Source organism: Agromyces sp. Y182, from assembly GCF_059445385.1.
In genome coordinates this window covers 2,773,112-2,797,469 of sequence record NZ_JCAIUF010000001.1, presented here as the reverse complement: position 1 = coordinate 2,797,469, position 24,358 = coordinate 2,773,112, and the positions used below count along the sequence as shown (strand labels likewise).

The window sequence follows — 24,358 nt, the reverse complement described above, 5'->3', positions numbered from 1 at the left end:
CGACAGGACTACCGCGCCCGCATCCACTCTTCGAGGCCGACGGCATCGATCGGCAGCGCGTCCGAGAGAACCTCGGAACCGCCGGTGGTGACCAAAATATCGTCTTCGATGCGAACTCCGATGCCACGCAACTCCGGCGGCACTGTTTCGTCGAATGCGTGGAAGTACAGGCCGGGCTCGACCGTGAGCACCATGCCGGGTTGCATCAGGCCGCCCTGGTAGGCCTCGTAGCTCGACTGGGCGCAGTCGTGCACGTCGAGGCCGAGGTGATGGCCGATGCCGCACACCAGGTATCGGCGGTGGTGCTGGCCCTCGGGTGAGAGCGCCTCATCGACCGAGACCGGCAGCAGTCCCCAGTCGGCGAGCCCCGTTGCGATGACCTCCATCGCGGCCGTGTGGAAGTCGAGGAAGTCCCGCCCGGGGCGGACGGCGGCGAGGCCTGCCCGGTGCGAGCGCTCGACGAGATCGTGCACCTCGCGCTGCGCGGCGCTGAACGTGCCCGAAGCCGGGAACGTGCGCGTCACGTCGGCCGTGTAGTACGCGCGGGTCTCGACGCCCATGTCGAGCAGCAGCAGCTCGTCGGGCTTCACCGGTCCGTCGCAGCGCACCCAGTGCAGGGTCGGCGCGTGTTCGGCCGAACCGACGATCGTCGAGTAGCCGGGCCCGTTGCCGAAGGTTCGCGCGTGCCGGTCGAACGTGCCCTGCAGCCAGCGCTCGCCGCCGAGGGCGATCGCATTCGGCACTTCGCGGATGACGCTCGCGAAGCCGCCGACCGTCGCGTCGACCGCACGGCGGAGTTCGGCGATCTCCCACTCGTCTTTCAGCATGCGGAGCTCGGCGAGCACGCGCCCGAGCTCGGGTGATCGACGCAGGCCCGCGAGCGCCGCGTGGTCGGAGTTCAGCGTGCCCGTGACGAGCGCTCCCTCGCCGCGACCGACCGTCTCGGCCAGCCGTGAAAGCGGCCGCACCTCGATGCCGAGCGCCGCAGACCAGTCCCCCAGGTCGGGCGCGGCGCCGACCCAGAGTTCGCCGTGCGCGGCGTTGCCGAAGAAATCGGGGTCGCCGGGATAGGCCGGAGCAGGAAGGAACAACGTCGCGTCATGGCCGGTGCCCGCCGGCGTCAGCACGACGACGGCGTCTTCGACGGAGCATCCGCTCAACCAGAAGAAGTCGCTGTCGGGCCGGAAGTCGTAGTTCGAGTCGTTCGCGCGCACCGGCGCGCGACCCGAGGCGACCACGATCGTGCGACCGGGAAAGGCCGCGCTCAGACGCGCTCGGTGCGCAACGGATGCCCCCGCGACGCCCGGCTCGACCGGCGGCGTGCGATCGGGGGTTCCCCAGCCGGTCGCCATGTAGTCGAGGAACGCAGGCACCTCGCGCAGTCGCGGCAGCCGTGGGTCGCGAGTCGCGGGCGCGGGCATCGAAGCTGCCGAGGCGACCGTGGCTGCCTCGTGGTCGTGGCCGGCGTGGGCCGAAGCCGCGGGGGTCGTCTGGGTCTCGCTCATGCTGCGTGTCCTTTCATCTTGTGAGACTGGTCCACGATCGGCCCGCCCTGCTCGGCGACGAGTTGCACGAGCCGTGGGAAGACTCGCTCGGATCCGATTCCGTCGTGTTCGTATTCGTTCGTCACCCACACCCGTGTGTTGCCGACGTGCTCGGCCGTGGCGAGCTGCAGCCCCGCATCGACGTACATGTCGTCGTGGTAGACGGCAGCAGCGAGCGGCACCTCATTGGCGGCGAGTCGGTCGAGATCGTAGAGCGCACTCCAGTCGGTGCGTTCGGCGAGCAGGTCGACGACCGCTTCGAACGGCTCGAGGGCGCGGATCTCCCGGAACATCCAGGGGAACATCATCTCGCCGGTCATGAGCAGGGGGCGAGCCGACTCGGCGAACTGCGGGCGTCGTTCGCGTTCGGCCTGCGCGGCCCACGCGGTCGCGCCGGTGTCGCCCGAGGCGTAGATCGACTCCTGCATGACGGCGAAGAGCGGGTTGTCGCTGTAGGAGCTGCGCGCCTCCACCTGCGCGAGGAAGGTCTCGGTGAGCTCATCGGATGCCCCGGCGAAGGCTTCGTCGATGAGGAAGTGCATGCGTTCGAACCCCGGCTTCATGCCGTAGTCGATGCCGAGGCTCTGGAAGCGCCGCACCGTGAGCGCGTCCCCGCCGGGCAGCACCACGTCGCCGGCCGCGAGCCGGTCGGCGATGCGCGACATCGTCGCGACGTGGTGCGGGTAGCGGCGGGCGAACTCGCGGTTCTTGCCCTCGGTGCGCGGGTAGGTGCGGCGGTACACCTCTGCGGCATCGGGCCACACGCTCGCGAGCCCGCCGGTGACGTAGCTCGCCGCGAGCCCCTCGGGCGCGTTCGAGAGGTAGGAGAGGGTGATGAAGCCGCCGTAGCTCTGCCCGAGGGTCGACCATCGCTTGCCGCCGAACACGGTCCTCCGCAGGTGCTCGGCGTCGGCGACGATCGAGTCCGCGCGGAAGCGGGCGAGATAGTCGGCTTGCGCGGCGGCGTCGCCGACGGCCGCGATGACCCGGCCGTCGATGCGCGAACTCCGGCCGGTGCCGCGCTGGTCGAGCAGCACGACGCGATGCGTCTTCAGGGCTTCCCCCACCCAGCCGTCGGGCGCGGGCGGGCGCGGGCCCTTGCCGCCTGGTCCGCCCTGCAGGTAGACGAGTACCGGCAGCTCGTCGCGACGCTTCACGGGGTCGACGATCTCGCGGGCGAACACGGTGATGCGCCGGGTGCTCGACTCGTCGAACCAGTCGAGCGGCACCTCGACGAGGTGGTCGCGCACGTGCATACCGGGGATCGTGTACTCGGCCTGGATCACTCTGCTGCTCCTTCTGCTGCGAGCATGCGCACCCGCTCGCGTTCCCATTCGGGGTTGATCTGCGGCACCGCGGCGAGGAGCGCCTTCGTGTACTCGTGCTCGGGGTGCTCGAAGATCGCCGCCCGGTCGCCATGCTCGACGATACGGCCGCGACTCATCACCGCGACAGTGTCGGCGATCTGTCGCACGACCGCGAGGTCGTGCGCGATGAACACGTAGCTGAGCCCGAGCTCGGACTGCAGCTCGTTCAGCAGGTTGATGACACGCGCCTGCACCGAGACGTCGAGCGCCGAGACCGCCTCATCGCAGATCACGAGCTTCGGGCTCACGGCGATCGCCCGGGCGATGCCGATGCGCTGCGCCTGGCCGCCCGAGAACTGGCCCGGATACCGTTGCGCGTGGTCGGGGTTCAGCCCGACCCGCTCGAGCAGCTCTCGCACGAGGGTGCGCTTGCCCTGCTTCGGCGTGATGCCCTGGTAGTCGAGGGGTGCCGCGATGATCTTCTCGATCGTGTGCCTGGGGTTCAACGACGAGAACGGATCCTGGAAGACGACCTGCACGTTCGACCGGAACGCGGCGAGCGCGCGCCCGCTCGCCTTCGTGACATCCTCGCCCTCGAACTCGAGGGTGCCCTCGGTCGGGTCGATGAGCTTCGCGACGATGCGCGCCGTGGTGGACTTGCCCGAACCCGATTCGCCCACGATGCCGAGCGTCTTGCCGCGCGGCACCTCGAAGTTCACGTCGTCGACCGCGGTGAACCGGGTCGTGCCGGCGAACACGGCGCCCTCTCCGCGCGTGACGAAGACCTTGCTGACGTTCCTTGCGGCGAGGATGGCCTCGGTCATGCGCCCGCTCCCTTCAACTCGAACGGGTCGTCGATGCGAGGCAGCGCCTCGAGCAGCGCCCGGGTGTAGGGCGCCTGCGGCCGCGAGAAGATCTGCTCGGTCGTGCCGCGCTCGACCTGCTCGCCGTCTTTCATGACGAGCACGTCTTGTGCGACCTGGCTGACGACGGCGAGGTCATGGGTGATGAAGACCATGCCCGTGCCCGTCTCGCGCTGCAGTTCGGCGAGCAGTTCGAGGATCTGCGCCTGCACGGTGACGTCGAGCGCGGTCGTCGGTTCGTCGGCGATCAGCAGGTCGGGCTCGAGGCAGAGCGCCATCGCGATCATGATGCGCTGGCGCATGCCGCCAGAGAACTGGTGCGGGTAGTGATCGACCCGCCGCGAGGCATCCGCGATTCGTACTCGTTCGAGCGCTTCGATCGTGACGTTGCGGGCGTGCTTGCGGCTGCCGCCGTTGTGCGCTCGGTACGCCTCCTCGATCTGGAGACCGACCGTGTAGTAGGGGTTCAGCGACGAGAGCGGGTCCTGGAAGACCATCGAGACCTTGTCGCCGCGAACCCGGCGCATCTCGCGGTCGCTGCGACCGAGCAGTTCATGGCCGTTCAGCCGGATGCTGCCGCGTGCGACGCCGCCCCGAGGCAGCAACCCCATGATGGCGAGCGAGGTCATCGACTTGCCCGAGCCCGACTCGCCGACGATGCCGAGCGTGTCGCCGGCCTCGACGTGGAACGACGCGTCCTTCACGACGTCGACGGGGCCCGAGGAGGTTTGGAACGTCACCGTGAGGTGCTCGACCTCGAGCAGCGTCGAGCCGGGCACGGGGATGGAGATCGTGCGTGGTGATGTGAGACTCATGCGGACTTCACCCTCACTCTCGGGTCGAGGTACGTGTAGGCGACGTCGACGAGCATGTTCGCGATGACGACGAGCGCGGCGGCGAGCAGCGTGACGCCCATGATGACGGGCTGGTCGTTCTTCGCGATCGAGTCGGCCGTCAGCTTGCCGACGCCGTTCAGGCCGAACACCGTCTCGGTGATGAGTGCACCGCCGAGGAGGCCCGCGAAGTCCATGCCGAAGAGGGTCACGACCGGAGTGAGCGACGGACGCAGCGCGTGACGGCGCAGCACGAGCGGGGCGTCGAGCCCCTTCGCCTTCGCCGTGCGCATGAAGTTCTGGCCGAGGGTGTCGATGACGTTCGTGCGCACGATGCGCGAGTACATCGCCGCGTAGCCGAAGGCGAGCACGAGCCAGGGCATCAGGTAGGACTGGAACCACAGCAGCGGATCCTCGGCGAACGGAATCGACTGCGGGAACGGCAGCCACCGCAGCTGCACGACGAGCACGTACTGCAGCAGCAGGGCGACGAAGTAGTTCGGCAGGCTGATGCCGGCGAGCGCGGCCATCATGACGCCCTTGTCCCAGCCGGTGCCCTGCTTGACGGCGCTGAGCAGCCCGCCGCCGATGCCCGCGAGCATCCAGAGCACGGCCGCGCCGACGGCGAGGGTGATGCTCACCGGCATCCGGGTGGTGATCATGTCGGTGACCGACTCGTTCGTCTGGAAGCTGAAGCCGAGGCACGGAGCCGCGCACTCGATCGCCGCGGCGCCCTCACCGTAGGTGCGACCCGTGAAGATGCCCGAGATGAACTGCCAGTACTGCTGCCAGAACGGCAGGTCGAGACCGAGCTGGGAGCGGATCTGATCGATGCGTTCCGGCGTGCACGTCTTGCCGCAGATCTGCACCGCGGGGTCGGGCGAGAGTAGGAAGAAGATCGCGTAGGTGAACAGGCTGATGAGGAAGAGGATGGCGAGGGCCGCGAGGATGCGGCGAGCGAAGTAGAAGAGCATTACGCGGCATCCCCCGTGTCGAGCGCCGTGCGCAGATGGTCGCCGAGCACGGTGAACGAGAACACGGTGAGGAAGAGGAAGGTGCCCGGGATGAGGAAGAACATCGGGTCGACGGCGTACCAGCCGACCGCGGTCGAGATCATCTGGCCCCACGACGGCGTGGGCGGCATGACGCCGACGCCGAGGAAGGAGAGTCCCGCCTCGGTGCCGATGTACCCCGGAACAGCCAGGGTCGCGAGCACGATGATGGTGCCCCGCAGGTTCGGCAGCACCTCGCGGAATGCGATGCGCACCGGGCGCGCACCCGAGGCGCGCGCTGCCTCGACGAACTCGCTGTTACGCAGCGACATCGTCTGACCCCGGATGACCCGCGCGGTGTAGGGCCAGCCGAAGATGCTGAGTACGACGACGAGGAGCGCCGGGCGGTTGCCGGCCGGCAGTGCGGAGAGCAGCGCGATCATGAAGATGAGGGTCGGGAACGCCATGAGGAAGTCCATGACGCGGGAGATGATCTGGTCGGCGACGCCGCTGAAGAATCCGGCGATCATGCCGAGCACGACGCCGAGGGTCATCGTCACGAGCGTGGCCGAGACGGCGATGGTGAGCGAGACCTGGGCGCCGTAGGCGACGCGCACGAGGATGTCGCGGCCGTTGCCGGGCTCGACTCCGAGCCAGTGCTCGGCGCTGATGCCGCCGAGCGGCCCGATGGGGATGCCGCCGAGATCCGAGTCGATCGCGGTCTTGTCGAATTCGTACGGCCCCCAGCCGGTGATCGCCGCGATGAGCGGCGCGCACACCGCGAGGAGCGCGATGAACACGATGATGCAGACGCTCACGACGACTGCAGGGGACTTCATGAGCGTCGCGATGACGCGTCGGGCCGGGGTGGGGGCGCCGCCCGTTGGCAGCGCCCCCTTCGCTTCCGACTCGACGGCCAGCTCGCTGGGGACCGTCGACATCGTTTACTGCTCCGGGCTCGCGAGTCCGACCGACACGTAGTCGATGCCGCCCGAGAATCCCGCGTGCGCGTAGGCGCCTGCGACGTTCGAGCCGACGACCATGACGGCCTTCTCGAAGAGGAGCGGCACGGCGGGCGCGATCTCCATGATCTGCTCGTCGAGCGCGCCCCATGCGGCGTTCGCCTCGTCGACGTCGGTCATCGCGCGGATCTCGGTGATGCGGGTGTTCACGGCCGGATCGTTCAACTGGCCGACGTTCGAGTTGCCCTTCTCGTAGATCTGCGAGCCCTCGAAGAGCGGCGGCAGGAAGGTCGCACCCGACGCCCAGTCAGGGCACCAGCCCGTGATGGCGGCATCGTGCTGTTGCGACGTGGTGCCGATGACCTCGTAGAAGGTCGACGAGTCGATGAGGTTGAACTCCACCGTGATGCCGGCCTTGGCGAGCGACTGCTGGATCGCTTCGGCCTGGGCCTGCATCTTCGGGTTGTTCCGGATGTCGAGCACGAACGTGAACCCGTCGGGGTATCCGGCCTCGGCGAGCAGGTCCTTCGCGGCATCCGGGTCGCCGGCGAAGTCGTCGGAGGGGTACAGGTCGAACTCGGTGAATCCGGCGACGGTCGGCGGCATCATCGTCGTGGCGATGTCGGCGAGCTGGCTTCCGCCCGTGCCGTCCTTGACGGCCTGCTTGTCGACGGCGAGGTTGATCGCCTGGCGCACGAGCGGGTTGTCCATGCCGGGCTTCGTCGTGTTCAGCGGCATGTACGTCGTGCAGCCCTGCAGGCCCTGGATCGTGCGTTCCTGGATCTCGGGCGTCTGGATGCGCGAGATCGACGCGGCCTGCACGGATCCGGCGATCGCGTTTCGGTCGTCGCCCTGGCCGGCGATCATGCGCTCGTCGATCGTGGCGCCGTCGAGTCCGAAGCTCCACTCGAACGAGTCGGGGTACGCGCCGCGCACGTCGTCGCTGTCCTGGTTCCAGTTCTCATTGCGCTCGAGCACGAGGGTGCTGCCGCGCTGGTATTCCGTGACCCGGTACGGGCCCGATGCGATCGGCTGCTGGTCGAGGCTCGTCGTCGTGACGCCGGCGTCGACCGGGAACGGCGTGAACGGCGACTGGCCGACGACGGCGTCGAAGTCGGCGTACGGCTGGTTCAGGTGGAAGACGATGGTCTGCTCATCGGGCGTCTCGATCGTGTCGAGGGGCCCCGAGATGTAGTAGCCCTGGTAGTCCTCGGGCATGTCGAGCACGATCTTCGCGTATGGCGAGCCGATCGCGATCGACGGGTCGAGCGAGCGCTCGACGCCGAACTTCACATCGGCGCTCGTGATGGGTGTGCCGTCTTCGAAGGCGATGTCGTCTTTGAGCGTGTAGGTCCACACGGTCGCGTCCTCGTTCGGCGTGCCGAGGTCGGTCGCGAGGTCGGGCACGATCTCGGTGCCCTCGGCGCCCTCGCCCGTGCTCTGCGTGGTGAGGGTGCGGTAGATGAGCCGGTAGAAGTTGTTGACGCCCCCGTCGAAGCCCTGTGCGGGGTCGAGGTGGGAGAAGTCGGTGTTCTGCAGCACCCGAAGGGTGCCGCCCGCGGTGGGGGTACCGCCGACGCCGTCACCTCCGGAGTCGGGGGTGTCGGTTGCGGCGCTGCAACCGACGAGCGCGAGCGAACCCGCGAGTGTCAGCGCGAGGAGCGCGGTGCGTTGCTTCATGCTGTCTTCCTTCGTGTGAGAGTGGTGGAACGGTGCAGTGGTTCAGGCCGTGCGAAGCCACACGCGCATGGCCGCCGCTCCGCGGTTCCCCCAGAGGTGGTAGGGAACGAGCGTTGCGGTTGTGGTGACGGATGCCGCGGCATCCGTCACCCTCTCGATGCCGAGCTCGGGGTAGAGCCCGCCCTTGTGGGGCGGGGCGACCCGCGTCGGCACCGTGATGATCCGGGTCTCGTCGCGACTGCCGGCCGTGACGACGCGGGGCACGGCAGTTGCGGCCGCCGCGTCGGCCGGAGCGAGCAGCAGTTCGTCGAGCTCGAACTCGTTGTCGATCTGCTCGGCGCAGTAGACGATCGGGCCCCGGGCGAGGGCGATCGAGCTGCGCAGGGCGTCGACTCGTGGGTCGGCGCCGTGGGCGCGCACGGGCATCGGGAGGTCGAGTTCGATGCGATCGCCCGCGCCGAGCGTCTGCTCGATCCGCAGCCAGCCCGCTGGGGCGTCGGCCGCGATCGTCTCGCCGTTGATCGTGAGGCTCGCACCGTGGCACCACGCGGGCACTCGCAGCGCGAGACGCGGCGCGTCGGCCGGCGCATCGGCGACGTCGATCGTGACCCGTTCGGTCCAGGGGTATTCGGTGGTCACCGCGAGGCGGAGGCCGCCGTGCTCGATGTCGGCACCGGTGAACTGGGCGAGGTAGAGCGTGTCGGCGTCGGCCGCGGCGACGTGGTCCTGCAGCTCCGACGTCCAGCGGATGATGTTCGGCGGGCAGCACGGGCAGCCGAACCACGCGCGGCGCAGCAACTCGCCGTCGGGCTCTGCACCTGAACGCTGTTCGTGGTCGGGGCGGCGCTGCAGCGGGTTGTCGTAGAAGAACGCGCACCCGTCGTCGGAGAGGCCGGCCGCATACGCGTTGTAGAGCACGGTCTCGAAAACGTCGAGGTATGGCGCGTCGCCCGAGGCGAGGTACATCCGCCACGCCCACTGCATCGTGGCGATCGCCGCGCACGTCTCGCTGTAGGAGCGCTCGGAGGGAAGTTCGAACCGGTCGCCGATCGCCTCATCGGAGTGCCGGCTGCCGAGGCCGCCCGTGAGGTAGAGCTTCGTGTCGACCATGTCGTTCCAGAGTCGCTCGAGCGCGGCGTCGAGCGTCGTGTCGTCGCGCTCGAGGGCGACGTCGGCTGCGCCGGCGGCGAGGTAGGTCATGCGCACGGCGTGGCCGGTCACGGAGTCGAGTTCGCGAAGCGGCGCGTTGTCTTGGAAGTACTCGGCGGGGAAGACGCTGAGTGCGACCGTGCCACGTCCGCGACGATCGATGAACAGTCTCGCGAGTTCGAGGTAGCGGACCTCGCCGGTCTCGCGGCCGAGCTCGACGAGCGCCATCTCGACCTCGGGGTGCCCGCAGACGGCATCCTCGCCGTCGGGGCCGAACCGCTCGTAGGCGAGGTCGGCGAAGCGGCGGGCAACCGTGAGCAGGCGGTCGTCGCCGAGCTGCCGGGATGCCGCGACCGCTGCTTGCGCGAGGTGACCGAGGTTGTAGAGCTCGTGGCCCCATGAGAGGTCCTGCCACGGGTTCTTCTCGACGTCGGGTGCCTGGAAGTACGAGTTCAGGTAGCCGTCGGCGCGTTGGGCTCGCTCGATGAGATCGACGGCTTCTTCGTAGAACGCAGTGGTTACGGCGTGCGCAGTGCCTGCGACATCGCCGTCGCCGTCGCCGTCGCGATCGTCACCGCTGCGGCCGAGCTCGTAGGCCAGGCCCTCGAGCGTCTTGAACACGTCGGTGTCGAGGAACGGGTATCGGCCGCGGAACGGGTGGGTTGCAGCCTCGCCGTCGGGTTCGGCGATGCGGCGGAGGTTGTCGAGGTTGCCCGCCAGACGCAATTGCTCGAGCGAGTGGGGAATCGTCGCTTCACGATTGCGTCGCTGCCAGTCGGCGAGCTGCCCGGAGGTGAGGCGCACCCGGCCGGAGCCGAGCGGCACTCGCGATGCGACCGTCGGTGAGACCGCAGGATCCCGTGTCGCCGAGCGTTCGTGCACTCCTCGTGGCTCGACAACCGTGTCTTCCATGTGCGAACAGACCCCTCTGTGCTGTGTCATGCATCACAGTACGTGATGTTGTAGTGGGTGACATATTACGGGGACGTGTTCCGCTCCCGTCAAGCCCGGAGGTCATGAACCGGCGAGACTTCACATGATCGAAACGAACGGCCGGATGCACGCCGACACGCCCGGCGGCGAGCCGTGGCGGCGTCGATTTCGCCGCACGCGCGCGCTGGCTTAGTCTCGGGACATGAGCACCGAAGTCGTTGCCGATGTCGTCGTCCGCCCCATCAGAGACTCCGATGCGGAGGCCCTCGGCCGCGTACACGCCACCTGCTGGCACGAGACCTACGACCACCTGATCAGCGCCGCTGCCTTCGAGCACCTCTCCCCTCGCCGCATGGCCGAGCTGTGGAACCACTACGCCGAGCGCGGCGAGGAGTACTCGCAGTTCGCAGCCCTCGTCGACGGCGAGATCGTCGGATTCGTCGGCTCGGGTCCCGCCCGAGACGAGAACCCGCCGCGCGAGCGCGAGCTCTTCTTCATCTACCTGCTCGACGCCTACCACGGCACCGGCATCGGCCAGAAGCTCTTCGACGCCGCCGTCGGCGACGACGCCGTCTACCTCTGGGTCGCCTCAGACAATCCTCGTGCTCACCGCTTCTACGCACGCAACGGCTTCGTGGCCGATGGCGCGGAGCAGGTGCAGCCGTTCCTCGGCGAAGAGATCCACGAGGTTCGGCTCGTCCGCTGAAAACGGACGATAGCAGCCCCCGTCGATCGACCTACCCCGTCTTGACCGAGACGTTCTCAGTCAGGTCCGTGTAGACATCATCGGGCAGCGGCGCGCCATCGGGGTGCACGTGGTACTCGTGGCGGCCATTCGACCCCACCCAGCTGCCGCCGCTGCAGGCCATCGACCTGCCGTCGTCTTCAGGACCGTCGATGAGAAGGCAGATCCCCCCATCGGGGCCGCTGCCCTTCGCGAGGTAGAGGCGGTCGCCCTCATACTCCGTGGCGAAGCGAAGGGTGTCGACGTCGTAGAGCTCGTCATCGACAAACTCGGATGGAGGCGCATCGGCCGATTCCGCCTCCCGGTCGAAAATCGCATAGTGCTCACCGAACGTGCAACCGCTGAGCAGCACCAGCAGCGCGATCGATGCCGATGACACCAGAGGTGCCCATGCGTGCTGCCGGCGCGTAGCCCGTGTCCCGCGTCGGGGGTTCATCACGGTGTTCGCTTTGTCCTGCACTCCACTCACGCTGACTCCTCGTCGTCGCGGAGCCGATGCGGTGTCACCGTCGGCATCCGTCCAAGGCACATGCTGGCGGGAAACGTCCAACGGGGCAAGAACCACGGACGGTCATGTCGCTGGTTCGAGGCGAAGAAGGTGCATGCCGTCGGGTACGCATGAGTCGAGAAGTTCCGCGCTCTCAGCGTCCCGAGTCGTCGTCGTCGTCCATTCGGGTGGCGAGCATGACGTTGATCAACATGCCTTTGGCCAAGAATTCCGGGATCTCGAGTCGCCGTGCTAGGACCTAAAGTAATCAATCGATTGCGTACCCTCGTCGACTGCGCTGACTGCCACCGGAGGACCCCATTCGCGCATATGAATACACCAGCTTCGGCGGACCCGAGGTCCTCCAGCTCGGAGAACGCCGAAGTCCGGTCACCGGTCCCGGCGACGTCGTCGTGAGAACCCAGGCGATCGGCCTGAACCCCATCGACATCCTTCAACGGACAGGCGCGTTCCGGTTCTTCAGTCCCACCCGGTTTCCGCTGGTCCCGGGGAACGAACTCTCCGGCATCGTCACCGCCGTCGGGGAAGGAGTCACCTCCGTCGCCGTCGGTGACGCGGTCTTCGCACGCACCGACAAGGCCTCCCTCGGCGCCCTCGCCGAAGAGGTCGCGATCGCGGCGGACCTGGTCGCGCCCTCGCCGCGAACGCTGTCGTACGCGCAAGCGGCAGCCGTTCCCTTGGCCGGGACGACCGCACTCCAGGCGATTCGAGACGTGCTCATGGTGAAACGAGGCGAGCGCCTGCTGATCACCGGTGGCTCCAGCATGGTCGGCATGTTCGCGATCCAACTCGCGAATCGACTCGGCGCACACATCGTGGCGACGGCCTCAGCAAGCAGCGAAGAGGAACTTCTTCGCCTCGGTGCCGACGAGGTGATCGACTATCGGTCCCGGCCAGTGGATGCGAGCTGGGGAACGTTCGATACGGCATTCGATCTTGTACCGAAAACAGATCTTGCCGGCATCTTCGAGCTGATGTCACCTCGCGGGCGTGTCGTCTCCGTCGCGGCGACACCGACACCCGGATCCATCAGTCAGGACTATGCGCTCGCGCCGGGGAGGGAGATGTTCCTCGACGGCGCACTCCGCCTCGCGACCTCGCGTATCTGGCGTCGTGCGGCAGCCAAGGGACTCTTCTATCAGCGTCTCTCCATGCGCCCGAGCCGAGAGGACTTGATCGCGCTGGCGAGCCTCATCGACGCTGGTTTCCTCGAAGTGAAGATCGACAGCATCTACCCGTTCGACAAGGCGACAGCTGCCTTCGCACGCGTTGAAAGCCGTCGGGCCAAAGGCAAGGTCGTAGTGACAGTCGGCTGACCGGAGACCAGTGATCGGCGACTGTTAGCGCAGGGCGCCCACCGAGGCGAGCGCCTGCTTGACGAGCGAGCCGCGTCCGCCCTCCATCTCAGCGGCGATGCCGTCGCTCACTGCCTCCTCGGGAGTCATCCACGTCACCTCGAGCGCATCCTGGCGCGGTTCGCACGTGCCCGTGACGGGCACGACGAAGGCGAGCGACACCGCGTGCTGGCGTTCATCGGTGAAGTGCGAGATGCCGGGCAACGGGAAGTACTCGGCGACGCTGAACGGCACCGAGCTCGCGGGCAGCAACGGGAAGGCCATCGGCCCCAGGTCCTTCTCGAGATGGCGGAACAGCGCGTCTCGAATCGTCTCGCCGTACATGACCCGCCCTGAGACGAGGGTGCGGGTCATCTCCCCCACCGCGTTCGCCCGCAACAGTACGCCGACCTCGGTGACCTGCCCGAGCCCGTCGACCCGCACCGGCACCGCCTCGACGTAGAGCAGCGGCAACCGGCCCCGCACCTCGGCGAGCTCGAGGTCGGTGAGCCATCCCGGATTCGCCGGCGGCCTGACGTCGGGATCGTCGTCGGGATTCCAGTCCGGGTCGGGAGTGCGTACGCTCATGCCTTGATTCTGCCTCACACCACTAGCGTTGACCCATGGTTCCCGTGCAGATCGACGATGAGGCGGTGCTCTGGTCTGCATCCGCGGCCGATCGCGAGGGTCGTCCGCTCCTCGTGCTGCTGCACGGGTACAACTCCAACGAGGGCGACCTGTTCGGTCTCACACCGTACCTGCCGCTCACCCCGGCCATCGCCTCGCTCCGTGCGCCGACGTTCACGGGCTACGGTCACGCGTGGTTCCCGCTCACCGACGAGGGTGTCGAGCTCTCGATCGAGGGGGCGGATGCCGCGACGACGGCCGTCATCGATTGGCTCGACCGGGTGGCCCCCGACGTCTCGTCGGTCGGCGTGCTCGGCTTCTCCCAGGGCGGCGCGATGGCGCTCGAGCTGCTCCGGCGCGCACCCGAGCGTTTCACGTTCGCGGTGAGCCTCGCGGGTTTCGCGCTGCCGGGCGACCGCGACGGCGATGAGCGGATGTCGGAGCTCACCCCGCCCGTCTTCTGGGGTCGCGGCACACTCGATGAGGTGATCCCCGCGGCATCCGTGGCTCGAACGCAAGCCTGGCTGCCGACGCACGCGGATCTCGATGAACGCATCTACGAAGGACTCGGCCACTCGGTTTCCGAGCGCGAACTCGCCGACGCTTCAGCCTTCCTCGCCGCCCGCTACCCGACACCGCTGGTCGAGTAGCGAAGCGTATCGAGACCTAGACGCCCGAGCCGCCGCTGCGGCGCTCGGCGCGCTCCTTGTCGCGATCGGCGACGCGGATCTTCTCGGCGCGCACGGCGGCCTGCGTTGCACGTTCGGTGACGAGCCAGGCAGGCGGGGCCTCGAGCAACGCCTTGATCTGGGCGGTCGTGAGCGGTTCGGTGACCTCGCCACGGGCCAGGCCCGAGTTGGAGACGCCGAGCTTCGCCGCGACCACGGTGCGTGGGTGCGGTCCCTCACGGCGCAGCACCTGCAGCCACTCGGGCGGGTCGGCCTGCAGCGCAGCCACTTCGTCGCGCGTGACGACCCCGGTGCGGAACTCCTCGGGCGCGGCCTCGAGGAGGATGCCGAGCTTCTTGGCTGCGGTCTCCGCTTTCATGGTCTGGGCGTTTCTCGACTGGGACTGGCTCACCTTCACACCGTAGCCCGTCGCGCGGCATCCGCCCACCCGAGCCGGCCGGGCGGCCATCGTCTACGCTGGATGCAGGCTGTGCGAGGCCGCTTGCGAACGGGGGCCGGGGTGACACTGACACTGCGATACGTCGCCGGCGTGAGCCCCTCGAAATGGTTCAAGGTGTGGGGCGAACGCCGGCCCGACCTTCCGCTCGAGGCGCTCGTCGTCGAACAGCCCGAGCAACTCACCGCGCTCCTCGCGGGCGAGGCCGACGTCGCGTTCGTGCGACTCCCCGTCGAGACCGAGGGCCTGCACGCCGTCGCCCTCTGGGAGGAACTCGCGGTCGTGGTGCTGGCGAAGGAGCATCCGCTCGCCGATGCCGATGAACTCACCCTCGCCGACTTCGAGAACGAGACGCCCGCACCCGTGCAGCCAGATGCCGCGATGACCGTCGAGCTCGTCGCCGCGGGCACCGGCCATGCGATCCTGCCGCAGTCCGTCGCCCGGCTGCATCGCCGCAAAGACGTCGTCGCGATTCCGGTGACGGATGCCCCGGCCACGCAGATCTCATTGGTCTGGCGTCGCGACCGAGACGACACCGACATCCAGGAGTTCGTCGCCGTCGTGCGTGGCCGCGGTGCGAAGAGTTCGCGTGGGTCGTCCGACGACCCGCCCCCGATGAAACCCGCGAAGGCGGCGAAGCTCGCCGCCGCCGAACGCCGGGCCGCGGCGGCCAAAGCGGCCGGCAGTGGCAAGGGCAAGTCCGGGGGCAAGGGCAAGGCCGGGGGCACGGCCGGCCGGCCGGCGCCACGCACCGGCGGGGGTGCGAAGCAGCGCAGCCGACGGAGAGGTCGATGACGCAGAGGCGGTTCCTCTTCCTCTCAGCACGCCCCGAGGTCGAGGCCGTCGGCCCAGAGTACGAGTCGGTGCGCCGCGCGATGGGCGTCGATGCCGGGAGCCTCGAACACGTGCGCCTCGACGTCGACCCCCTCGGCGATGTCGCGATCGACGACTACGTCGGAATCGTCGTGGGCGGCAGCCCGTTCAACGTGACGACCCCTGAGGCGGGCAAGCACGAGGTGCAGCGCCGTGTCGAGTCCGATCTCGCCCGTCTCGCCGAACAGGCGCTCGCGGCCGACTTCCCACTCCTGCTCACCTGCTACGGCATCGGAGTGCTGACCCGGCTGCTCGGCGGCGAGGTCGGCACGGCACACGGCGAACAGGCCCAGGCCGTCGAGATCCGCCTCACCGCCGAGGGCGTGGCCGACCCGCTCGTCGGCGCGTTGCCCGAGCGGTTCGACGCGCTCGTCGGCCATAAGGAGGCCACCGAGCGACTGCCGGCGGACGCCCGGTTGCTGGCATCGTCAGAAGGATGCCCCGTGCAGATCTACCGCGTGGGCGCGGGTGTCTACGCGACGCAGTTCCACCCCGAGGTGTCGACCGACGACTTCATCGCCCGCGCACAGGTCTATCGCCACCACGGCTACTTCCCGGCGAGCGAACTGCGCGAGGTCGGCGAACGGCTGGCCGCGGCATCCGTCATCGAACCGCAACGCATGCTGAGACGCTTCGCCGAGCTCGCCCTCGAACGCGCACGCGAATGAGCCGCGTGCCGTCGACCGGCCGGTGAGGCCGGCCGACGAGCACGCGGCGTTCGTCGAGCCGAACGGTCTCAGGCTGCCGTGCTCTTGCTGCGGCCCCGAGTGATGAGGCCCCAGATCAACAGCACGATGATCGATCCGGCGATGGCGAGGAGCCACGTGCCGAGATCCCAGAACTGATCCATGCCGATGCCGAAGATGGCACTGCCGATCCAGCCGCCGAGCAGAGCGCCGACGACGCCGAGCAGCAGGGTGACGAACCACCCGCCGCCCTGATTGCCAGGCAGGATCAGCTTGGCGATCGCCCCGGCGATGAGGCCGAGGATCAGAAACGCGAGGAAACTCATGTTGTGCTCCTTCGTTTGATTCCCCTACGAAACCACCGCTCACCACATGTCGGCAAGCCCTTGTGCGCGTGTCGCGCGACACGATATGGGGCATGACCCGGGGGCTCGAGCCGAGAATGACGGCGGAAGACGGCCGTGCACAGCACCCGCGGGTACAGCGGAACGCCCCCGATCTTCGGGTGAGATCGAGGGCGCCCGCTCCGTCCGCTCGCACCGCCACCGTCACGCCGGCAGCGGCGCCTGCAGGGGATAACTGCGTCGCAGCAGCACTCGTTGGCACAGCGTCCACGCCACCGTGACGAAGAGGTACAGGGCGGCGGCGAGCGGCACGAACACGGCGATCACGGCGGTGATGAACTGCAGTGCGCCGAGCGCTCGAGCCATTCCCGGCCCGGCGAGCAGGGCAGCGGATGCCCCTACGGCGTCGGTCTTCGCCGCGGCATCCGCTCGGCTCGTGGTGGCGACCCCACCGGCGGCCGGGCGCGGCTGCAAGACGCGTCGGGTGATCTCACCGACGACGGCGATGCCGACGATCACGACGCCGAACACGAGCAGTGCGCCCGGCGTCAGCGTGCCGGTCGCGATCTGGCCCGCGAGGCTCGAGCCGAGCGGCACGCCGAAGAAGGTCTGCTCGAGCAGCGCGTTCGGGTGCCCGGCGATCGTCGGAAGGATGAAGAGCGCGTAGATCACGCCGACGATGGGCGCCTGCACGAGCATCGGCAGGCAACCGGCGAAGGGCGTGGTGCCCTCCTCGCCGTAGAGCGCCATCGTCTCGCGCTGCAGTCGCTCGGGGTTCTTCTTGTGCTTCTGCTGCAGCGCGGCGAGCTTCGGGGCGAGGCGGGAACGCGTCTGTTCGGCCTTGGCCTGCGAGACGCCGACGGGGATGAGTGCTGCGCGCACGAGCAGGGTGACGAGCACGACGGCCGCAGCGGCACTCGCGATGCCGATGAGCGGTTCGAGGATGCCCGCGAGGGCCATGAGCACGGCGTGTGCGCCGTCGAGAATGGCGGCGATGGGCGGGAAGGCATAGAGGTCCATGAGAGTTCCTTGCGGTCGGAGGGATGTGTGAATCCGTCTGGCCGCGAGGAATCGGGTCGCCGAGCCGTCGCCCGCTGGGCGATGGTGGCGTCGGTCGAGTGTCGCTACGCGGCCGCGATGCCGCCAGCCGGCGCCCTCGGGCGAGCGCGCCCGGGTGCGTCGGGGTCGCTCTGCGCGAGGAGTCTCCACGGGTCGGCCGTCTGCCGGAACCGTGTGGCCGCGCCGCTCGCGTCGGCGGCGACGATCGCCGGCAACGCCTGACAGGCCACGACGACCACGGCGACGGCGGCCGCTCCGACGACACCGAGGAGCACGATCGACATCTGCGCGTTCGAGGCGAGCGCGATCTCGAGCGAGGCCTGCGCGACCCGGAAGAGGGCGACGACGAGTTCGATCACGTCAGCTCCCCTCGGTCGTCGCGGCGGCCCGTGCCGGTGCGCTCGCGTGGGTCCACGCTAACACCGGCGGCCGGTGCGGTTCGGCTCACTTTTCGAGCAGCCGCTCGAAGAGCACGTGATCCTGCCACTCCCCCGCGATGCGCAAGTGCCGGCGGGAGAGCCCGAAGCGTTCGAACCCGTTGCGGGCGAGCACCGCCTGCGACGCGGCATTGTGCACGAGCGTGCCGGCCTGCACGCGGTGCAGACCGATGCCGCGCGCCGCGTGCACGGCGAGACCGACCGCCGTCGTCGCGAGGCCGCGCCCGGCATAGCGGGCGTCGATCCAGTAGCCGAGGTGCGCGTTCTGGAACGCGCCGCGCACGATGTCGGAGAGATTCATCCGGCCGACGATCTCGTCGCCGTCGGCGATCACGAACGGCACGGCGAGACCCGCCTCGAGTCGGGTGAGCGATGCCTCGACGTCGCGCCGGTGCAACTCGGCGGTGAAGAAGTCGTCGGTTCGGGCGGGCTCCCAGGGCGCGAGGTGCTCGCGGTTGCGCGTGTACGCCGCGGCGAGCGCGGGCCCGTCACCGATCGCGAGTTCACGGAATATGAGGCCCTCGTCGAGTTCGACCGGTTGATGCACGCTGCGTTCCCTCCGCGGAATCCACGGCGACGGATGCCACGTGGTCGGCCATCCACGCTAGCACCGGGTGCGATTCGGGGCCCAGCTCACACCAGCACGGGGAACGTGGCGAGGATCACCCCGCCGGCGATCGCCACGACGGCGCCGAGCCCGAGCAGGAACCATCCGGGCCAGCGCGAGGTGTTGCGCTCGGACATCGCCGTGAAGAACAGCACCATCGCGAAGAGCACCGTGAGGATCGAATAGTTGTCACCGCGCTGGTTGCTCTCGAGCGCGGCCTCGAACTTCTCGTCGGCGAGTTTCGCCGCCGCGACCGATTCCTCCTTCCCGATCGGAACATAGCTCGGTTCGGCGAACGGCGACTTGAGGTCCTCACCGCCGGCCTGCCAGTCCTCGAACGCGACCGTGAACTCCGGAGTGAATCGAGCACGCACGTAGTCGGCGAGTGCGGTGTCGCCCGTCGCCGTCGCATCGATCCACTGGGTGTAGATGGCGAGGTCCACCGCCTGCGCGTCGCGCGACTCGCTCGCGAGGTCGACCGACTTGATTCGCGCGGCGGAAGCCTGGCTGAAGTCGATCGACATCTGCCCGCTCCACTTCGAGGACTCGAAGCCGCACCACGCCGTCAGGATCGCGGTGACCGACAGCAGGAAGACGGCGATGATCTCCCGCGCCTCCGCCCACCGCTGACGCGTCCGCGACTCGGCTGGCTGCTCGGTGGACATCGTGCTCCTCGTCGTCCGGATCGGGACCGGCTCACGGTACCGAAGCCGTCGATGTTCCGAATCACTCGGTTCGGGTGATGTGGGAGCGTCGGCCTCACGAGGCAGACTGGTTCCGTGACCGGACACCGGAAGTCCTGGGTGCTGCACGTCGACCTCGACCAGTTCGTCGCGGCCGTCGAAGTGCTGCGACGGCCGGAGCTCGCAGGCAAGCCCGTGATCGTCGGCGGTCGAGGAGACCCGACCGAACGCGCCGTGGTCTCGACTGCGTCGTACGAGGCGCGTGAGTTCGGCGTCGGATCAGGGATGCCGCTGCGCATCGCCGCCCGCAAGGCACCCGATGCCGTGATTCTGCCGGTCGACGCAGAGGCCTACACCGCGGCATCCGCTGAAGTCATGGCGACACTGCGCGCGCAGCCCGGCGCGACCGTGCAGGTGCTCGGCTGGGACGAGGCGTTCGTCGGCGTGCAGACCGACGATCCAGAGGCATATGCCCGGATGCTGCAGCTGGCGGTGCTCGAACGAACCCGACTTCACTGCAGTGTCGGCATCGGCGACACCCTGGTGCGTGCCAAGGTCGCGACGGGATTCGGCAAGCCTCGCGGCGTGTTCCGGCTCACCGTCGACAACTGGCTCGAGGTGATGGGCGAACGCCCGACGATCGACCTCTGGGGTGTCGGCTCGAAGATCTCCCGTCGCCTGGCCGGGCTCGGCATCACCACCGTCGCCGAGCTGGCTGCGACCTCACCCGACGATCTGGTCGCCGAATTCGGGCCGAAGATGGGGCCCTGGTTCGCCCAGCTCGGCCGCGGCGAGGGTGCCGACGTCGTGGACGACACACCATGGGTCGCCCGCGGGCACAGCAGGGAGACAACGTTCCAACAGGATCTGACTGAGCCCGCCCAGGTCGATGCGGCCGTGCGGGAGCTCGTCACCCGGGTGCTCGAGGACATCGCGGCAGAGGGCCGGCCGGTGATCGGGCTCACGCTCAAAGTGCGGTACGCGCCGTTCCTCACCAAGGTCTTCACCAAGAAGGTCGCGGAGACGTTCGACCGCGACACGGTGCTTGCCCGCGCGCTGGAGCTCGCCGGCAGGATCGAACCAAATCGGCCGATCCGCCTGCTCGGGCTGCGGGCAGAGATGCCCATGCCCGACGACGCCCGCGAAGGGCACACGCCGACGCGCAGCGGTTGGTGAGCGAGGCGTGTCGACGCCGGGCTAGCACGCCGTGCCGCGGGGCACGATCCATTCCTGCTTCAGCTCTGGAACGACGCTGGCGAGGAGCTCGAAATCGCGGTCGAAGTGGATCACGGTTGCATCATTCGCCACTGCATAGGCAGCGATGACGGTATCCAGCGCGCCGGCCGCCCGAACCAAACCGCCATGCAAAGCCCGCCCCGAATCGCAAGCGTCATGGCGCTGGTGGGAGCTTCAGGACACTCGGTGAAAGCCGCAACTGCGTTCACGATGTCGTCGTGGTCGCCCCGTTGCGCGCTGAACACCCGTACACCGCCACGAAAAGGTCTGCTTCTTGCCGCTGAGTTGACTGCGGTCGGGTCGATACACGCGCGTAGCCGATCAATTTCGTCACCGGGCTCCAGGTATCTCGTAACCAACGGTGAGTACTCAGATCCGATCACACGGATATGACACATAGTTATGAGAATCGCCAATCCGCCGAATTCCAGCGCTGTCAGGCTTGAGCCCCGACTGATCATCGAGACGCCTCGAATCTCTAGAGTTACGAGGCAGAATCCGTGTCGTGGAGAACGCAAACTTGCGGGTGCTTTCATCGGGCAGGCTACCGGGGATCGCTGTGGCGACGGGACTGGGGTGACCGCCAGGAACGAGCTGGGTGCGAGAGCCGACCAGCAAGGGGGCGGGGCGCGGCGCGGCGGTAACATCGATGACGTGATAACCACCGCTCGACTTCACCTTCGGCGTTGCCGCCGTACTGATGTGGACGCGGTCCTGGCCTACCGCTCTCGCCCTGACGTCGCTCGCCACCTCAGAGCGGGTGTTTGGACACGCGAGAAAGCTGAAGAGGAACTCGCGACATATGAAGATGCCGCCTTTTCTGAAGCCGGTGACGAACTCGTTCTGCTCGTCGAGGCCCAGAACGCCACCGAAGTGGTCGGTGAGGTTGGTCTCGTGTGGCTCGACGATCAGCCGAAGACAGCCGAGGTGGGCTACGTCTTCGATCCGGCCTCAGGTGGGCAGGGATTCGCGACCGAAGCCGTCGCTGCGCTCGTCCACGCCGCGTTAGACGCGTTCGGCTTCGTTCTGGTCGTGGCGAAGACCGACGAAGGGAATCTACCCTCGAGGGCGCTTTGCGAGCGCATCGGTATGAGCCTCGTGTCAACGTCGGATAGCGACGATGGTCGGGCGGTTCGTGAGTGCCTCTATGCAGTGGACCGGCAACACCTCACCCGGTAGAGGGTCCACTAACGTGCGCGACGTCGCGGTCGACTCGGAGCGACGAAACTGCGGGGCTAGTTGGCACTCCAGCCGGATCTGTCTCGTAACATAAGTGCCTCATAACACATGGGTTTCGACACACGAAGGTTGTGAAACACGTCACGTATGAATCGTCAACGGACGTTCTGCGCGGTGCTTAGGTCTTAGCCTTGCCCGTACGTGGATCGGCCTACGGGTAGAGCACCAGCCCATCAAGTGACGATTCCCAACTCTCGAGGTTCCCTGAGCGGGAGTCGTCAGTGGTCACCGCTTTGCAGAGCGAGTCGCATTCACTGCATGCGCGGCTGTAGCGGCTACGGATAGTCCCCGGGGGCCGGCCGAGGTGCCGCGCAATCTCGGCCAAGTTTGAATCCGTCCCAGTGCCGCAGACGGATGATCTCGGCATCCTGTGGCGCGAGGGCCGCGAGGGCCGCGTGCAGTTCGTCGTCCCGCGCCGGCGCGAACGTAGCGCTGCTGAGCGCGTCATCTCGCAAACGATCGACGAGCGCGTGCCGCCGCCCGCGGCCCCTCCGGCTGGTGCCGAGCACCCTTCGGGCGATCCCAAAGAGCCACATACGCGCTTCCAGATCATCGCCAGGCATGGCATCCGCGCGCCGCCATGCTACGAGCAACGTTTCCCCGAGGAGATCCGGTGCCTCCGCATATGGGCTGCGTCGCTCAAAGTATGCGAGGAGTGCTGGAGCTTCTCGCCGAACCACCAGCTCGACTCGGCCTCGAATGAGCGTGTTCTGCGTGGCATCGGCGGTCATCCGGTGAATCCCAATGCATCCAGATCGTCTTCGCATACGCGGCTGACGGCGCCGAGGTGCGGCTCACCCTGGATAAACGGTTTGCTGGGAGGCCCGGTACCCCAGGCAATTCCAGGCACGAGCGGGTCGAGATCCTCGAGGATTTGGTCCCTGATCGCCTGCCCGGCGCGACCGCTCCGACGCGTTCCACGCGATCACCGACCCTGCGGTGCATCTGGCCCGGCTGCTCGGCTATCGGGCGACCCTCTTCGAGGTTTTCATACCGAGTTTTCCCTAGTCCCACAGCGTTTCAGGTAGCTGGGGGCAGGCCTGTTCCAGATCGGCTAATTCGGCTTCTGAAGCGGCGCCCTCATATGCCTCGGCGTGAGGAAGCCATGGCTCGTCGTAGTACGACTCACGGAATTCCTGCCTGCTGGGAGCGGTGGGAATCTCGAAGCCGCGTTCGCGGAGACAATGAGTCAGCTCGCCTGTGTAGTAGTCGTACAAGAGGTCAAGCTGAGCCCGGTCGAGTGGTTGGTCGGTGGCTGAAGAGACGACGTGCTCGGACGAGGACGACGGCGCGTTCTGGCTCGCGCAGCCGGCAATGAGGAGGGCGATCGAGATGCCCGCAAGAGCGGCAAACGATTGGCGCTTCGACGGGTGGGACTCATGCAGGGGACTTTTTCTCGGTCGTGATTGATGCCAGGGCGCTTGCCCTGTTGGATGGTCGAACGATGGGTGGTTTCGGCTAGTCGGTGGGCTCGTCGTAGGGGTCCGGGAGGTAGTCCGAGATATCGATCGGCTTCGTAGGGGGCAAATCGATTGCCGCGGGGTCGATCGGCTGGACATCCACGTGTGCTGCTCCTTGTGTGAGTCGGGTGTTGCTACAGCTCGGTTGTGACCGATGTGGTTCGCACGTCCATCGACGTTGGGCTGAGATCGGCGCGCAGGAGTTCACGGGCGCGTGCGTACCGTGAACGGGCGGTCGATGCGGAGGTTCCTGTCATGGTGCCCGCGTCGACGAGACTGAATCCGTCCCAGTGGATCAGTCGGACAAGTTCCTGGAGGTGGCGAGGCAGTCTCGCTATGGCGGCACGTATGTGCTCGGACTCCTCGAGCGACTCCATCTCGCTCGGCGTGACCAAATTCGCGCGGGTGAGTTCGTCGCGAAGCCGCTCGACTGCCGCGTGCCGGCGGCGGCTCGCGCGATGGGACACGGATAAGACTCGTGACGCAATGCGGAACAGCCACTTTCGGGCTTCGGTTTCGTCGTCGGGGAGTCGGTCGACGCGTTTCCAAGCGACGATCATGGTCTCGCTGAGGAGATCCGCCGCGTCTGCGCGCGGCTCAGTGCGTCGTTCGAAGTAGGCGAGGAGGTCGGGCGCGTTCGCGCGAAGGGCACTGGTGAGTTCCGCCGCGCGCGGGCCTGACGCGCGGCTCATCGATCGGCCCCGTCGCATTGGCCGCCCGATTCCAAGGACACATCCTCGGTGGGAAGGCCAAGGCTCGCGACGTGCTCCACCATGAGCTCGGAGATGGCCAAGCTGCGCGCCGCGGACTCGGGATTTCTGGGTCCTCCGCCGTTTCGGGTCTGTTCGGCGAGTTGCGCCGTGATGTCGACGGCGCTGATGTCGAGCGTCGCGAGGTACTCCTGTGCAGCCTGCAACGACGGCGAATCCAATTCCGATTCCCGATCTGAGATCGAGGCAGGGACCACGCGGAATCCTTCATGGCAGAGCTCGTCGCCCCGCGAGTACGACGTCGTGTTGTCCGTCCACCCGAACCACGCGAGCACGCCGGGTGCGGCCGCGGCGAGAGAGGCGCCACCCGCGAGTGCGAACACGATGAAGCCGCCCGTTACCATCGGGCGCCATCGGCGTCG

26 protein-coding genes are annotated in these 24,358 nt (G+C 67.8%); 7 read left to right on the top strand and 19 right to left on the bottom strand.

Features of this window, described 5'->3' with window-relative positions; all coding sequences use genetic code 11:
- Positions 1 to 8: 8 nt before the first annotated feature.
- From AC1C2R_RS12820 to AC1C2R_RS12785, 8 genes are all read right to left on the bottom strand, one after another.
- Positions 9 to 1,421, bottom strand: coding sequence for an aminopeptidase P family protein (locus tag AC1C2R_RS12820; RefSeq protein ID WP_495353249.1), 1,413 nt, complete (start codon positions 1,419 to 1,421; stop codon positions 9 to 11).
- Positions 1,422 to 1,501: 80 nt separating this feature from the next.
- Positions 1,502 to 2,830, bottom strand: coding sequence for an alpha/beta fold hydrolase (locus tag AC1C2R_RS12815; RefSeq protein ID WP_495380178.1), 1,329 nt, complete (start codon positions 2,828 to 2,830; stop codon positions 1,502 to 1,504).
- Positions 2,827 to 3,675 (bottom strand): ABC transporter ATP-binding protein, encoded by an 849-nt coding sequence (locus tag AC1C2R_RS12810; protein ID WP_495352871.1) that lies wholly within the window; start codon positions 3,673 to 3,675, stop codon positions 2,827 to 2,829. The genes AC1C2R_RS12815 and AC1C2R_RS12810 overlap by 4 nt, the downstream gene beginning before the upstream one ends.
- Positions 3,672 to 4,529 carry an ABC transporter ATP-binding protein gene (locus AC1C2R_RS12805; protein WP_495352870.1) on the bottom strand — a complete coding sequence of 286 codons (858 nt, stop codon included), beginning with the start codon at positions 4,527 to 4,529 and terminating at the stop codon, positions 3,672 to 3,674. Before AC1C2R_RS12805 ends, AC1C2R_RS12810 begins: the two co-directional genes overlap by 4 nt.
- Positions 4,526 to 5,521 carry an ABC transporter permease gene (locus tag AC1C2R_RS12800; RefSeq protein ID WP_495352869.1) on the bottom strand — a complete coding sequence of 332 codons (996 nt, stop codon included), beginning with the start codon at positions 5,519 to 5,521 and terminating at the stop codon, positions 4,526 to 4,528. The genes AC1C2R_RS12805 and AC1C2R_RS12800 overlap by 4 nt, the downstream gene beginning before the upstream one ends.
- Positions 5,521 to 6,480, bottom strand: a complete 960-nt coding sequence (locus AC1C2R_RS12795) for an ABC transporter permease (protein ID WP_495380177.1) — start codon at positions 6,478 to 6,480, stop codon at positions 5,521 to 5,523. The genes AC1C2R_RS12800 and AC1C2R_RS12795 overlap by 1 nt, the downstream gene beginning before the upstream one ends.
- A gap of 3 nt (positions 6,481 to 6,483) precedes the next feature.
- Entirely contained in the window at positions 6,484 to 8,181 is a 1,698-nt protein-coding gene (locus tag AC1C2R_RS12790) for an ABC transporter substrate-binding protein (protein WP_495380176.1), read from the bottom strand.
- A gap of 42 nt (positions 8,182 to 8,223) precedes the next feature.
- Positions 8,224 to 10,242 (bottom strand): glycoside hydrolase family 127 protein, encoded by a 2,019-nt coding sequence (locus AC1C2R_RS12785; protein WP_495380175.1) that lies wholly within the window; start codon positions 10,240 to 10,242, stop codon positions 8,224 to 8,226.
- Positions 10,243 to 10,465: 223 nt separating this feature from the next.
- On the opposite strand from AC1C2R_RS12785, the gene AC1C2R_RS12780 reads away from it, so the two are divergent.
- Positions 10,466 to 10,969 (top strand): GNAT family N-acetyltransferase, encoded by a 504-nt coding sequence (locus tag AC1C2R_RS12780; protein WP_495352865.1) that lies wholly within the window; start codon positions 10,466 to 10,468, stop codon positions 10,967 to 10,969.
- Between the two features lie 31 nt (positions 10,970 to 11,000).
- On the opposite strand, the gene AC1C2R_RS12775 is transcribed toward AC1C2R_RS12780, so the two are convergent.
- Positions 11,001 to 11,468, bottom strand: a complete 468-nt coding sequence (locus AC1C2R_RS12775) for a hypothetical protein (protein ID WP_495380174.1) — start codon at positions 11,466 to 11,468, stop codon at positions 11,001 to 11,003.
- Between the two features lie 329 nt (positions 11,469 to 11,797).
- On the opposite strand from AC1C2R_RS12775, the gene AC1C2R_RS12770 reads away from it, so the two are divergent.
- Positions 11,798 to 12,832 carry an NADP-dependent oxidoreductase gene (locus AC1C2R_RS12770; RefSeq protein WP_495380406.1) on the top strand — a complete coding sequence of 345 codons (1,035 nt, stop codon included), beginning with the start codon at positions 11,798 to 11,800 and terminating at the stop codon, positions 12,830 to 12,832.
- Positions 12,833 to 12,856: 24 nt separating this feature from the next.
- On the opposite strand, the gene AC1C2R_RS12765 is transcribed toward AC1C2R_RS12770, so the two are convergent.
- Positions 12,857 to 13,438, bottom strand: a complete 582-nt coding sequence (locus tag AC1C2R_RS12765) for an NUDIX hydrolase family protein (protein WP_495352862.1) — start codon at positions 13,436 to 13,438, stop codon at positions 12,857 to 12,859.
- Positions 13,439 to 13,473: 35 nt separating this feature from the next.
- On the opposite strand from AC1C2R_RS12765, the gene AC1C2R_RS12760 reads away from it, so the two are divergent.
- Positions 13,474 to 14,127 (top strand): alpha/beta hydrolase, encoded by a 654-nt coding sequence (locus tag AC1C2R_RS12760; protein ID WP_495380173.1) that lies wholly within the window; start codon positions 13,474 to 13,476, stop codon positions 14,125 to 14,127.
- 16 nt (positions 14,128 to 14,143) lie between these two features.
- Here AC1C2R_RS12760 and AC1C2R_RS12755 read toward each other — a convergent pair whose 3' ends face one another.
- Positions 14,144 to 14,524, bottom strand: a complete 381-nt coding sequence (locus tag AC1C2R_RS12755) for a DUF5997 family protein (RefSeq protein ID WP_495353247.1) — start codon at positions 14,522 to 14,524, stop codon at positions 14,144 to 14,146.
- Positions 14,525 to 14,626: 102 nt separating this feature from the next.
- Between AC1C2R_RS12755 and AC1C2R_RS12750 the strand changes: the two genes are divergently transcribed.
- Together AC1C2R_RS12750 and AC1C2R_RS12745 are read left to right on the top strand one after the other, a co-directional pair.
- Positions 14,627 to 15,397 carry a LysR family substrate-binding domain-containing protein gene (locus AC1C2R_RS12750; RefSeq protein WP_495380172.1) on the top strand — a complete coding sequence of 257 codons (771 nt, stop codon included), beginning with the start codon at positions 14,627 to 14,629 and terminating at the stop codon, positions 15,395 to 15,397.
- Positions 15,394 to 16,143 (top strand): glutamine amidotransferase, encoded by a 750-nt coding sequence (locus AC1C2R_RS12745; RefSeq protein ID WP_495380171.1) that lies wholly within the window; start codon positions 15,394 to 15,396, stop codon positions 16,141 to 16,143. Before AC1C2R_RS12750 ends, AC1C2R_RS12745 begins: the two co-directional genes overlap by 4 nt.
- 68 nt (positions 16,144 to 16,211) lie before the next feature.
- Here the strand turns inward: AC1C2R_RS12745 and AC1C2R_RS12740 are convergent, their stop codons facing one another.
- The 5 genes from AC1C2R_RS12740 to AC1C2R_RS12720 form a co-directional block, all read right to left on the bottom strand.
- Positions 16,212 to 16,487 carry a GlsB/YeaQ/YmgE family stress response membrane protein gene (locus tag AC1C2R_RS12740; RefSeq protein ID WP_056011036.1) on the bottom strand — a complete coding sequence of 92 codons (276 nt, stop codon included), beginning with the start codon at positions 16,485 to 16,487 and terminating at the stop codon, positions 16,212 to 16,214.
- A 222-nt stretch (positions 16,488 to 16,709) separates the two neighbouring features.
- Positions 16,710 to 17,525 carry a YidC/Oxa1 family membrane protein insertase gene (locus tag AC1C2R_RS12735; protein ID WP_495380170.1) on the bottom strand — a complete coding sequence of 272 codons (816 nt, stop codon included), beginning with the start codon at positions 17,523 to 17,525 and terminating at the stop codon, positions 16,710 to 16,712.
- Between the two features lie 104 nt (positions 17,526 to 17,629).
- Positions 17,630 to 17,923 carry a DUF6412 domain-containing protein gene (locus AC1C2R_RS12730; RefSeq protein WP_495380169.1) on the bottom strand — a complete coding sequence of 98 codons (294 nt, stop codon included), beginning with the start codon at positions 17,921 to 17,923 and terminating at the stop codon, positions 17,630 to 17,632.
- A gap of 85 nt (positions 17,924 to 18,008) precedes the next feature.
- Positions 18,009 to 18,548, bottom strand: coding sequence for a GNAT family N-acetyltransferase (locus tag AC1C2R_RS12725; RefSeq protein WP_495380168.1), 540 nt, complete (start codon positions 18,546 to 18,548; stop codon positions 18,009 to 18,011).
- A gap of 86 nt (positions 18,549 to 18,634) precedes the next feature.
- Positions 18,635 to 19,273, bottom strand: coding sequence for a hypothetical protein (locus tag AC1C2R_RS12720; RefSeq protein WP_495380167.1), 639 nt, complete (start codon positions 19,271 to 19,273; stop codon positions 18,635 to 18,637).
- Between the two features lie 114 nt (positions 19,274 to 19,387).
- Between AC1C2R_RS12720 and AC1C2R_RS12715 the strand changes: the two genes are divergently transcribed.
- Positions 19,388 to 20,467 (top strand): DNA polymerase IV, encoded by a 1,080-nt coding sequence (locus tag AC1C2R_RS12715; protein ID WP_495380166.1) that lies wholly within the window; start codon positions 19,388 to 19,390, stop codon positions 20,465 to 20,467.
- 714 nt (positions 20,468 to 21,181) lie between these two features.
- The gene (locus AC1C2R_RS12710) at positions 21,182 to 21,706 is read left to right on the top strand and encodes a GNAT family N-acetyltransferase (protein ID WP_495380165.1); all 525 of its coding nucleotides are present in this window, start codon (positions 21,182 to 21,184) and stop codon (positions 21,704 to 21,706) included.
- A gap of 1,064 nt (positions 21,707 to 22,770) precedes the next feature.
- Here the strand turns inward: AC1C2R_RS12710 and AC1C2R_RS12705 are convergent.
- From AC1C2R_RS12705 to AC1C2R_RS12695, 3 genes are all read right to left on the bottom strand, one after another.
- Positions 22,771 to 22,983 carry a hypothetical protein gene (locus AC1C2R_RS12705; RefSeq protein ID WP_495380164.1) on the bottom strand — a complete coding sequence of 71 codons (213 nt, stop codon included), beginning with the start codon at positions 22,981 to 22,983 and terminating at the stop codon, positions 22,771 to 22,773.
- Between the two features lie 377 nt (positions 22,984 to 23,360).
- Entirely contained in the window at positions 23,361 to 23,918 is a 558-nt protein-coding gene (locus AC1C2R_RS12700) for an RNA polymerase sigma factor (protein ID WP_495380163.1), read from the bottom strand.
- On the bottom strand, positions 23,915 to 24,340 hold the full coding sequence (locus AC1C2R_RS12695) for a hypothetical protein (RefSeq protein ID WP_495380162.1): 426 nt from the start codon (positions 24,338 to 24,340) through the stop codon (positions 23,915 to 23,917). Before AC1C2R_RS12695 ends, AC1C2R_RS12700 begins: the two co-directional genes overlap by 4 nt.
- Positions 24,341 to 24,358 lie beyond the last annotated feature (18 nt).